Genomic DNA, 12,761 nt, shown 5'->3' on the forward strand with positions numbered 1-12,761 from the left:
CCACTGGAAGTTATTTTACGGTTTTCAAAAAATAGGCATAAAACTATTCGTATTAACAAATGTATGAAAGTGCATTTTAATGATAATAAGACTCCAAAGCCATTGCCAAATAAACCAATGGAGCATTCCAATTGATGGCAATTTCGTTAGAGGCATACGAACAATCCGAATCAGAAAAAGACTCATCTGGAACCTTCGAATCATATTTACACTGGTCTTGCTGACCAGGATTTGGACCGCCCGAAAGTAGTCCTGGTACTGGCTCGTCTATACCATCGGCAATAGACGGTCGGTGATGCGGGTGCATAGGATATTTACTCCCATAACCCGTTAACAATGAATATCCAACACCATTTCTTCCTAACAAGTAGTCCATATTTCCCAAAGATGCCTCCAAGTAGTTTTTTTTAGGATTAAGCTGAAATGCTTGTAGTAAAAACATGGCTTGATTAGCCGCATGAGAAGAGCTTCCCCACATAAAATCTTTGGCTGATTTTCCCATCACTGTTCTAAACAATGGCTTATCCAAATCCTTCACCATTTCATCGGCCTGCTGCAAGACGGTATTTTGAATTTGTGCTATTTTATTAGCCGTAAATGAGGGTAAAGTTTTTCGTGCTTTTAACAGAGAAAATGCTCCTAATGGCATCACCGAATTCCACGATTGAATAGGAAGCCAATACACATCAGTACTTGCGATACCTTCCCAATATTGGGATTTTTGCGTGGCTACAAACAACTCTGCTGATGCCCAAAACCATTCGTCTGTATCATTATTATCCTCATATCCACCAGTCGTAATAGCAGGTTTAAACTTTTCGTTATTCTGATTCTGACGATAGAATACTTTAGGATTAGCTTTTGCCCAATTCCATGCACTTTCCGCTGATGTTAAACATCTACTTGATAGTTCAGGGTAATAGGGCTTTAAAATCCTTGAGGCTTGTGCCATTACGGCTGCAAAATCTAGACTCGCAATAGTATTCTTTTGTACTACATATCTTGGCTGAGTAGCCTTGTCAGGCATCACCATTCCATCAAAATTGGCATTCGTTAACTTATGATATACACCCCCATCAGTTGGATCTTGCATCGTTAACATCCATTCCAAATTCACTAGAATTTCATCTAATAAATCAGGAAGATTATTACCACTCTCAGGAATATTCAATTCTAGGTCGTTAGCAACTTTAGGAAAATCCTCCAATGCCGAAAGCAAAGTGTACATGGTTATCCCCGAATTGACAATGTATTTATTGTAATCCCCAGCATCATACCACCCTCTTGGAGAATTGATACGAGTACCTTCAGGACGATTCGTTGAGACGGCGTTGGCATGAACCAATACCGAGGTATCAGGATGCCCTGCTTTTCTTGCCCACTTTCCTGCATATTTCTCAGGCAAATCTTCAGAAACGCGTTGAAAATAATAGCCTTTGATGGAAGCTTTTGCTACGCCACTCAATGCATTATTTCGGATTTCAAAAGGATACGATTCTCCGAGCTTTTCTACTGAAAGTATATAACTCCCATTTTTTTTAAAGTTAGAAAAATCAATTTCCTGTGTGTATTTCTCAGAAAAAGGGCTTTTTACTGCAGCTTTTACTTTCCCTTTATAAACAACCTTATGAGATTCTTTTTCAATAAGCGTAAAGTTTTCATAGTTTTTACCAACCACAAGCGCTTGTTTTGGCGCATTGGGGTAAAAACCAACTTGGTTGAGCCGAATTTGGTCGGCAGGATTTTGAGCTAATAACCCAAACCCTGCCAGTAAAAATCCAGCCAAGTAGCGAAAACTAACTTGATTCATAGTATTAAATAAATTGGATAAATAGTCGGTAACGACCGAAGAATTAAATAGTATTATTTTTCAAGAAAACTCACACAATTCCACTTGACTTTTTGGTTATATGGGTCTTTAAGTAATTGCGTTTTCTTCCCTTTTGTCAACACACTGACTTCTTGCCACTGGCTATCATTTGGCAGATAAACTTTTCCAGTAGCAACACCATTGGTGGCATAACTGACCAGTTTAATCGTTGACCAATCAATTTGTGCGGTAGATTGCGCTAATTTTACCTGTGGAATTACAGCGCCTTCTTTTACCAATATGACAATCGAAAACTCACCACCTTCAATTTTATGCCAACCGCTTTCATAAATTTTATTTGTCTGAAAATCAATCCATTTACCTTTAGGCAAATATACATTTCTCTCATTTGAGCCCGTTTCAAAAATTGGGGCAACTAATAAATCTTGCCCTAGCAGGTATTCATTTTCTATTTGCCACGCTCCAGGGTCTTCTGGAAACTCTACGAATAAGGCACGCATCATAGGTAATCCCTTTTCAGAAGCTACCTTTGCTTGAGCGTAGATATATGGCATCAATTTATATTTTGTTTCTGCTACTTTTCTAAAAGTATTCAAGAATTTCTCACTATAAGCCCAAGGCTCTTTGGGAGGTTGACCATGGCAACGTGAATGTGAAGTAAATAAGCCAAAAGGTGCCCAACGACGATATAAATCTTCTGGTGTTTGGGCGGCAAATCCACCAGCATCATGACTCCAAAAGCTAAATCCCGACAGACCAATCGACAAGCCTCCTCTCAATTGCGCTTCCATACCCATATCCGAAGCTTCGGCATCGCCACCCCAATGCAAAGGATAACGCTGGCTACCAGCCCATGTACTACGAGCCCAAATGATATTGTCACCTGTAATCTGTTTGGTAATATCGGCTACGGTTTTGTTATATCTTAATGGATACAAATTATGTTCATAAAAACCTGTACGACCATTCGAATAAATACCATTCAGTGGCGCTGCCTCGCCAAAGTCAACTTTGATGACTGAGACACCCATTTTTAGCAGATTACCGATTTTATTCTGATACCACTCAATGGTATTTTTATTCGTAAAATCTAATACGGCATCCTCATAAGGCAGATTCCCTTTGGCATTTTTGACACTCAATCCTTTTGAAACTATTTCTGAGAATAATTCATTTTTGGGAACAAAATACGGTAACTGCCACAAGCAAGTTCTAAATCCTTGCTCTTTCAAATCAGCAATCATTTTTACAGGATCCTGAAAACGATTTTTCGAAAACTCATAATCACAACGCCAGTCGGTTTCGAACCAGCCTGTGTCAAAATGTATCACATCCGAAGGAATTCTATAATCTCTTAACTGCTTTGCAACTGTACGACCATCTTGCTCCGAAAAATACGAAATACGGCTCATCCACAAGCCAAACGACCATAACGGTGGCATGGAAGCCTTACCTGTAATGTTGGTATATTCGTCCAAAACATCTTTAGGTTCACCCAAAAAGACAAACAAATCCAAGCTTTCATCTCCAATTAATAAAGCGTTTGAAGCTCCAAATGTCGCCCCAAAATCACAAGTAATTGGCGATGAAGTATGCATAAACATTCCGTATCCACGACTACTCATAAAAAAAGGAATAGGCTTATACATCCCGTTGGTTTCTACGCCGTTAGGGTCGGTGGTATAAAGGTTTACTTTTTGCCCGTATTTATTTAATCGGGTGAATGACTCGCCACAACCAAAGATTTTTTCGTCAGGTGACAGTGTAAATACTGCTGCAACACTTCTTGAATAGTCGGCAGCTCGGCGAACAAAAGAAAAAGGTAATGAGGGCGTAAAAGAAGTTTTTCCATCTACCTGATGGCGTGTCTTGGTAAGTAGTTTGCCATTGGCGTCATGGATTTCTATTGCCCAAGGATTTTCGGTAATCACAACAGTACCAAATGCACTTTTATATTGATGTCCATTCTTGATTTTTGAATAAACCCATGAAGCATCTTTGTTTGGTTCTTTGACCAACATCAATGATGGCTCAGTTGACGGTGCTACATAACCTGTTTGGGCTTTGATGCGAATTGTTTTGGGCGAAACAAACTCAATACTAAATGGAAGTACTGGGTCGGCAGGGTATTCAATACCTGGGAACTCATTGCCTGAGACCTTATGAATACCCGCCATTGTATTGTTAAATGCGTGCTGAGGATAGTACTGGTTTCGTCTCCATTTCAACTGTCCTTGTCCAGTAGTTGGGTTAAAACCTGCCAAACTATCCGCTAAAAAATAAGTATTGGTAAAATCTCTAAAATCACGACTTAGATCAAATGGTTCGTTTTGTAAGGCTGGTCCACTTTGAGCCAGTGTCATGGTGACAGAGGAAAGTAATGATAATAGCACCAAAACTTTTTTTGTAAATTCCTGCATATTTATTCCGTAATCCATTGATTAATAACAAATAAGAGATTTTACTTTAGGCATAGATACATATCCTATGCCCAAAAGTAAAATGCAGCTCCCAATTCAATTTTCAATATATATTTATGTGTTTTTTGGATACAACTTGTTGTGTAGACTTGAGATGTCTTTCTTTAATACAAATTTCTATTTTTTTTATCTTATAAAACTCAGGGTTAATCCCTAAAAACAAAACTCAGGGAAAACCCTGAGTTTTGTTTTTAGCATTCCAGCTTCTCTTAATCATATCAATTATTCTCATCTACTTCTATATTGATGGAAGTACCAAACTGTTCATCACTTTCAATAGATAGAGTTCCTTGTAAGTAATCTAATCTGGAACGAATATTTTGCCACCCTCGCACAGACTTTTGCGCTATGTTGGTATCAAAACCCTTTCCATTATCTTCGACAGTCAAATGAATATGGTTTTCTTGAAAACTTAATTGGATAAGCACCTCCGAAGCTTCGGCATATTTCAAGGCATTTGCCAATAATTCCTGAACAATTCGATAAAGCATCAAGGTTTTTTCTTTTCCAAAATCAAAACTTTGTCCATAAACTTGAAATATGATTTCCGTTTCCTCGGAATGGTTTTTACTCACCAAATCTTCAATGGCAGCTATCAACCCAAAGTTTTGAAGATTTGAGGGCTGCAAATTACCTGAGATATTCCGCACCTCTTTACAGGCATCATCGAGCAAATGTTGTAGCTGGACATTGTTCCAAAAAGGCGCATCCATCATCATTTTGATTCTTGATAGCAAAGTCCCTACCCCATCGTGCAAATCCTGAGAAATCCGAAGTCGCTCTTGTTCTTGTCCATTAATCAACGCTTGCAAGGTATCTATTTGTGCAGTTTTGAACACCTTGTCTGCTTGGAGTTTGGCAACCTTTTGTTTCGAAAAATAGACATATAAAAGTATGACCAGTAACAAAAAAGCCACCAGAATAGTCAAGAGATAAATCCGTTGTGAAGCTTTCAGGGAAACTAGTTCAGCTTCAGCCAAGCGCTTTTCGAGGGCAATTTTTGAGATTTTCTCTTGTTGTTCTTCCAATAATTGATACTCTCGATATTGTCGAACCTCCACTTCTAGCTTCGAACTTTCTAGTAATTGAAAAGTCTGATATGCTAAAGAAGTGTATTGAAAAGCCTTATTAAACAGCTTTTCATTTTCATAAACCAACCCTAATTCTTCATATATTGCCTTGCGAAGCAAAAGCATACTAAAGTATTTTTCGGTGATTGTTTGTGCTATATTTAACGATTGAATTGCCTCCTCATTCTGTCCTAACTTTCGATAAGCCGCCCCCAAATAGAAATAAGATACAGCCTCTAACCATGCCACCTTGATATTTTGAGCAATAGATAAACTCAAACGAGCCTTCTGAATAGCTTCATGATAATACCCATTTCGCCTGTACCAATCTGCCCAAGCAGCAGCATTTCTTCCTTTTGATATAGCGGATTGGGGTAACTCATCGGCACGGACTAGAAACTGTTTTGCTTTCTGCATTTCTTTCTGACGAATAGCCAGATTGGCAAGATTTATCAAATGTCCAATTTCCATATCTGGTCGATGAATCTTACGAAAATATTGTACCGCACTCGACAGATATTCGTTGGCATAACTGGCAAAAATTGGACGATCCATAAAGTAGGTTCCCAACGAGCCTTTTACTTCATAGTAATGTAAAGAATCACCCAAGACTCGGAAATAATCCATACTTTTGCGATAACTCTCAATGGGAGATTCGTCGGGCAAATTCCATCGCTCTTGACTTTTGGCTTTAGTCAAATACGTCATGGCTAATCCCTTAATATTATTTTTTTCATGAAATTCCTTGAGGTATCGCTCCAAGGTGGATTTTTCATAAAGTGAATCAGGGTGAGGTAATTGCTGAGCCCTTAGTTGATTCAGGACAAATATTCCCACACTAAAAAGTATATATCGCAAATAGCTTTTCATAGTAACCAGATTTTTGACAAAAAAACAGATGATTCGTGTAATATTGGTCGATGACCACAAAATTTTTACAGAAGGCCTCGCGCATATACTCGGATTAGAGTCGGATATAAGCGTCATTGGGCAGTGCCAATCCGCCAAAGAACTTTTTGAAATAATGAATCCCACTGAAAATGTAGTGGTATTACTTGACATCAATTTGGGTAATGAAAGTGGATTGGATATATGTAAAAATATCTCCGAACACTATCCTCTGGCCAAAGTAATAGCCGTTTCGATGTACCAAGAGGAAAGTTTTATTACCAAAATGTTGAAAAATGGTGCATCAGGGTATCTATTAAAAAATACTGGACGAGAAGAGTTTTTAGAGGCTATTAGAGCAGTTAGTGAAGGGAAAAATTATCAAAGCGCTGCCGTAACAGAAATTATCATGAATGGCTTGAGTCGTCAAAAAAATCAAGAGCGGAATCTACACGAATTGAAGTTTACCAGAAGAGAAAAAGAGATTTTGGAACTGATTGCCAAAGGACAAACGACCAAATCAATTGCCAATACGCTTTGTATTAGCGAAAAAACAGTAGAAACACATCGCAGTAATTTACTAGCTAAATTCGATGTTAAAAATATGGTGAGTTTACTAAAACTTGCACTGGAATATGGATATGTAAAGTAGGTTTTGGGCTTAAGAAAAGCCTAATTCTTCCAACATGAATCATCACGAATTTAGCAAGTGAGTGATTATGTAAAAATTTATATTCCATCAGTAGAGACGCAATGATTGCGTCTTAAGCCAAGTCATATTTAGCGTAGTAGCATCAAAAAAGGGGTCGAAAAATATTTTTCGACCCTTTTTTGATAAAAACTTGGAAAATAATCCCAATCCTAAAAATTCGGGATGACTCATGTTTGATACTATATTTCAACATGACACCTCTTTAGACTCAAAACATTACGTCTCTACAAATGAAATTCATTTTAGAAATAATCACTCATGAGCTCAATCTCTAATCACACTTTGTGCTTTTACCTCTGTTCACTTTGCCACTTATGCTCTAGCTATTTCCTTTGAAATTACGAATATTATAAGTGAAAGTTAGCATAAAATACTGCGTCAAAACGTTTGAGCGAACGTCAGCGATATAAGTATCTGTTACCGTACGAGTAATGCTATTATTTTTCTTCAAGACATCAAATACTGTGATTTTGGCTTCTGCACGCTGATTTTTCAAGAATTTCTTCCCTGCGGACATATTCCACAAAATAAACTGTTGGTTGAAAGAATCAGACAAACCATTGTATCGGTAGTAGCTCAAATCAGATTGGAATACAAATCCTTTTCCAAAAATCAAATTTAATCTACCCGTTCCAGTATGTACATAATACTTAGTATTCAACTGTGGCTGTAAAGTATTATCTACTTGATTGTAACCCAAATTATAAGTCAAGTTAAAGTCGATATTGGTACTAATATTACTCGCAAAAGTAATTCCTTGGTTAAAATTATACTGGTTACTGTTGTTCAACTGGTTGTTGATTTTACCTGGCAATTTCGAATAGTTATAACTCGACGTAAGGTTGACATTGGTTTTGATAAAGGATAATGGGAAACCAATAACCATAAACGAACGCATATTCAATGAATTGTCAAAATTGATAGGACGAGTCAACTGAGCACCTTTTCTCAAAGTCACACCTCTATCAATAATCATATCCTGTTGAGCAATAGTTACCTCATTTCCAATTGGATTTTTGGTATAACCAAAATTACCCAACAACATAAATGTCAACGCTTTAGCTGGTATATTATAAGTATATCTAGCATTTAGGTTATGACTATACTCTTGTGCCAAATTGGGATTACCACTGGTCAAAAACAAAGGGTTAGTATTGTCTAATACATTTTGTAACTGCGTGATACTTGGTGCATTAGTCGAAGTACGATAGTTAAAACGGATACGGCTATCTTGCGTAAATCTATAATCCCATTGCAAATACGGCAAAACATTTTGGAAACTAGTTTCTACTTGTGTAGTTCTAGGAAACAACTGCTGACCCGAAAGTTCAGCTGATTGATAGTTTGCACCCAAGTTTAAGTTACCATTTTTCATGCGCAAGTTGTAGCCCAAGCCTGCACGATGCGTAAGATAGTCATTGTCAAACTTGTTTGACAACAAGGAGTCTAACACCGAATATTCATTAGAGGTTGGGTTAAACTTATTAGTTACCTTATCACTCTTATTATTATTGAACGACACGTTGTAGGTTCCTTGTAATAACCCTTTTCCGATAGGTTCTGTATAAACTAAGTTAGCGGACAAGGTATAACCTTTAGTATCAGTTACAGAAATCTGTCTAGTAGCTGAGCTTGTATTACTTGTAAAATACTGGTTGTTTGAGACTAAATTGCTATTAGCATCCCTATCGTTCAAGGCTGTACTCAAATTCAAGGATACAGAACGACCACGTTTGGCAAAGCTATGACGATACAAGATATCATTATTGAAGGTATAACCTGTACGCTTAGTGGTAGTATTATTGGCTGTCTGATTGAGTTTCTGATTATTGGCATCCGTCGTCAAACCGTCCACTACACTCGTAGAATTATTATTTTGCAGGTTTAATCTTGGCGTAAAAATGATAGTATTTTTTGGGTCAATAGTATATTCCAAACGAAGATTCAAACGGTGGTTATAATTATTACTGGAGCTATTTGATTGTTCGTCATAATACTGATTGGCAGCCTGACTCAAGAAATAAGTACGATACGTTGATTGAGCGTTATTATTATTACTATTATTGAAGAAATAACTTCCTTTTATCGCTAATTTTTTACCCCAGTTATCGGTATAGTTTACGCCAAATGAATTGGTCGTATTGATACCCGTTTGTTGTCCAACCAGAAAATTATCCGATGAACTTCCAAAGTTGCCACCACCACGGTTTCCGCCACCGCCACCACGGTTTCCACCTCCACCACCGCCGCTGCTACTTATTCCCAAAAGGTCTTGACTCGAAAAGTTTTGCTGATTGATATTGTTGCTCATTCCAACAATAGACCATCTTTTTTCACCATTAAATAAGTTGATATTTCCCCCTGCAGAATAATTATCATTTGTCCCTAATCCAGCATAAATTTTCCCAAACTGACCATTACGTCTATTGGGATTGGTTACAATATTGATAGTTTTGGTTGTATTTCCATCATTGAATCCTGTTAACTGAGATTGATCACTTAGGCGATCCATGATTTCAATTTTGTCAATTAATTCGGCTGGCAAGTTTTTCAAGGCAATATTGGGATCGTCACCAAAAAATGGTTTCCCATCTACGAGCACCTGAGCGACATTTTCACCTTGTGCTTTAATCTGACCATTCTCAACAGTAATTCCGGGCATTTTTTTAATCAGTTCATCCGCATTGGCGTCTGGTGCTGTTTTAAATGCATTGGCATTGTACTGTAAGGTATCGCCTTTTTGTACCATTGTCGCAGCTTTTCCTTTTACGACAACTTCATTGAGTTCGTTGGTACTTTCTTGGAGCACAATATCTCCAAGGTTATTAAATTCCTTCGAAATAGTAACACTTTTGGTTAGTTCTTTGTAACCGACAATAGTTGCTTTAAGTTGGTATGTGGTATTTAGAGGAATGCGGTTAATAATAAATCGGCCGTTCACATCGGAAGGACCAAAATGCTTATCTTTTGCATCATTAGGATTAGTCAACACTACGTTTACACCAATCAGGGCTTCGCCTTTGGCATCTACAAATTTTCCAGTAAGTCGACTCGTTTGTGCCCAAGCTCCAAAACTAACGAGAATTAGTAGAGCGGTTCGGAAATAGGTTTTCATAAATTTATTTTAGATAAAGATGAAATTATATCTTTTCGGATTTTTGTTGCTTAGACTATGCAAGAAGTGCTTTTGTTTAGTGCAAGAAAGAGGAAGAAAGCCTCAAAAAGGCGCCTTGTAGACCAATGAATTTTATATATAGACCAATCTTTTTTTTGTGTAGATATAAATAAAGGTTCAATTAGTGCAATTTGGTCTATTGTTAGTAAAAAATGATTTTGACTACTAAAATCGGGTTGTTTGACAGAAGCAGAATCGTATACTTTTTCAAGTCTTGAAATCAAGTATGGTATTGCACGATATCTATGATGTAATTATGACAAGGTTAAAATAAAAAACGTTTAGATATTTTGAAAGTTAAGACAATAATTTGATGCAGACAAAATAATAATTGATAAAAATACTGAAATATACAATAACTCATTATCAAGATGAATTAAAGTTCATTGTATCAGATATTTACTATTGCGATAGATGATATTTGTTATTTTTTTGTACTTTATCAATTTATGTATTTTTTTACAAATAATATATTTAGTCCTCAGCATTTACTCATTATCATTGGTTTAATGCTGAAAATAGCATATTTCTACGTTAGAATAATATTATCTCCCAATATCCTCCAACACATTTCTTCAAGTAAATTTACCACTCCCTCATTTCCGCTAATATTCCAAGGTCATGCATTGGATTTTAACGTTTTTTTTCGGAATTTGGTCAACAGAAAATTCTTTATAGTCGTTCCACCCTCATTATCTACTTAAAAACCGCCCTAAAACCACATTAACAAATACCAATGGGCTTTGTTAAATTATAACACATTTCTTGCTATATCCTTGAATTTATAAGACCAAGAAATCCTTGTCGGCTTGGTTCTATATTTAACACACAATATTATATTTTAGTGGTATGTTTGAAGAATCTATTAACCCTTTAATCCTAATCGTTATCTTGTACGCTGTCGTACAATTTTCGATCTTAATCTACTTCTTTTTTCGAAAATCAAGTAGTAGAAAATGTCCAAGTTGTGGAAATCCTTATGGTACCCGTACCAAAAGAGGCGTGTTTTTGAAAACATTTTTGTTTTTTATACCTGATCTCAAGTATTATACTTGTTTGAACTGCGGAACTAAATATTTCTCTACATCAATTGAGAAAAAAGAGATATTGACTGACAAAGTATAAGTTGGCTATTGAATGTAGCTGTTTGAAGAAACAGGCGGACTAGTTTTCTTAACTAAATAAAATTTTCAATGGGATTTTACTTTAACACTACAAATTGGTGTTAAAAGTAACATCTACAGTAAAGTATTTTCTCATAAAAAATGCCGCTAGCATAATTGCTAACGGCATTTTTTATAGGCATTTTCCTAATATATGGTCTTTGATGGAATCCTCTTAATCAATATATACCCTATCAAAAACAACACCGACAGCACCAATACGCTTATGCGCATACTTCCTGTAAGTTGATTGACTAAACCGAACATAAAAGTTCCAATAACAGTCGAAAGGCGATCGCACACATCATAAAAACTGAAATAGGATGCAGTGTCATGGGTATTTTCAGGAATCAACTTGGCATACGTTGAACGCGACAAGGACTGAATCCCTCCCATCACAAACCCGATGCCTGTAGCTAACAAAAAGAATTGGTTTTTGGTATAAACAAAATATGCTGCAATACAAATCACAATCCAAATAACCACAATCCAAGAAATAGAAGCTGTATTCCCAATTTTTTTAGAAATTTTGGCAAACAAATAGGCTCCAGGAATTGCGACCAATTGAATCAACAAAATCGTGATAATTAAGGCATCGTCGGGCAAATGTAACTCTTCACTTCCAAACAAGGCTCCTAAATACATCACCGTTTGCGCAGCCATATTATAGAAAAAGAAAGCCAGCAAGAATTTTTTAGTGAACTCCAACCCTTGCAATTCATGGAATACTTTTTTGAGCTCTCTAAAACCATTAAAAATCCAACCTCCTTCTTTCTTCTTTTCCTTTTTGGTTTCTGGCAAAATAGCAAGAGGTATTTGCGCAAATACAATCCACCAAATACCTACAGATAGAAACGAAATACGAGAAGCCTGTCCGCTTGTGATACCGCCATACCATTCTGGTTTTAACACCATGGTTAGGTTTTGCAGTAGTAAAATCACACTCCCGATATACCCCAAACTAAATCCTTTGGCACTTAAGTTATCGAACCTATCTTCGGTAGCAATTTCGGGCAAATAGGAATTATAAAATACGATACTTCCCCCCCAGCCTACGATTGAAAACAAAAAGGCAAAGGTTCCCAAATAGTAGCGTCCTTCTTCAAAAAAATATAACAACATACAACTCAGCGAGCCTAAATAGCAATAAAGCTTCAAAAAGGCCTTTTTCTTTCCTGTATAATCTGAAATGGCTGAAGTAAAAGGCACAGAAAATGCCAATAATAAAAAGCCAATCGACACCGCATACGAATACACAACGGTATTTTCGAGTTGCATACCCAAAAAGTCTAACTTGGTACTTTTACTAGGCATCATTACGGCTGCTGCAGGAAAATAAATAGGAAAAATCGCAGAGGTAATTGTCAATGAATGTACCGAGTTTGCCCAGTCATACATTGCCCAAGCATTCAATACTTTAGGATTATTTTTTTGCATAAAAA

The 12,761-nt window shown here is 36.7% G+C and carries 6 protein-coding genes; 1 reads left to right on the top strand and 5 read right to left on the bottom strand.

What is annotated here, in order from left to right; translation table 11 throughout:
• Positions 1-76: 76 nt before the first annotated feature.
• The 3 genes from GVN22_RS01870 to GVN22_RS01880 form a co-directional block, all read right to left on the bottom strand.
• The gene (locus GVN22_RS01870; RefSeq protein ID WP_166549381.1) at positions 77-1,810 is read right to left on the bottom strand and encodes a glycoside hydrolase family 9 protein; all 1,734 of its coding nucleotides are present in this window, start codon (positions 1,808-1,810) and stop codon (positions 77-79) included.
• 53 nt (positions 1,811-1,863) lie between these two features.
• Entirely contained in the window at positions 1,864-4,269 is a 2,406-nt protein-coding gene (locus GVN22_RS01875; protein WP_370520388.1) for a TIM-barrel domain-containing protein, read from the bottom strand.
• Between the two features lie 260 nt (positions 4,270-4,529).
• Entirely contained in the window at positions 4,530-6,251 is a 1,722-nt protein-coding gene (locus tag GVN22_RS01880; protein ID WP_166549382.1) for an ATP-binding protein, read from the bottom strand.
• A 28-nt stretch (positions 6,252-6,279) separates the two neighbouring features.
• Between GVN22_RS01880 and GVN22_RS01885 the strand changes: the two genes are divergently transcribed.
• The gene (locus tag GVN22_RS01885) at positions 6,280-6,921 is read left to right on the top strand and encodes a response regulator transcription factor (RefSeq protein WP_166549383.1); all 642 of its coding nucleotides are present in this window, start codon (positions 6,280-6,282) and stop codon (positions 6,919-6,921) included.
• Between the two features lie 379 nt (positions 6,922-7,300).
• Here the strand turns inward: GVN22_RS01885 and GVN22_RS01890 are convergent, their stop codons facing one another.
• Both GVN22_RS01890 and GVN22_RS01895 read right to left on the bottom strand, forming a co-directional pair.
• Entirely contained in the window at positions 7,301-10,096 is a 2,796-nt protein-coding gene (locus GVN22_RS01890) for a TonB-dependent receptor (protein WP_166549384.1), read from the bottom strand.
• 1,370 nt (positions 10,097-11,466) lie between these two features.
• Positions 11,467-12,756, bottom strand: a complete 1,290-nt coding sequence (locus GVN22_RS01895) for an MFS transporter (RefSeq protein ID WP_166549385.1) — start codon at positions 12,754-12,756, stop codon at positions 11,467-11,469.
• Between the last annotated feature and the right edge of the window lie 5 nt (positions 12,757-12,761).

This window comes from Cellulophaga sp. BC115SP, assembly GCF_009905545.1.
In the GTDB taxonomy this organism is placed as follows: domain Bacteria; phylum Bacteroidota; class Bacteroidia; order Cytophagales; family Spirosomataceae; genus Flectobacillus; species Flectobacillus rivi.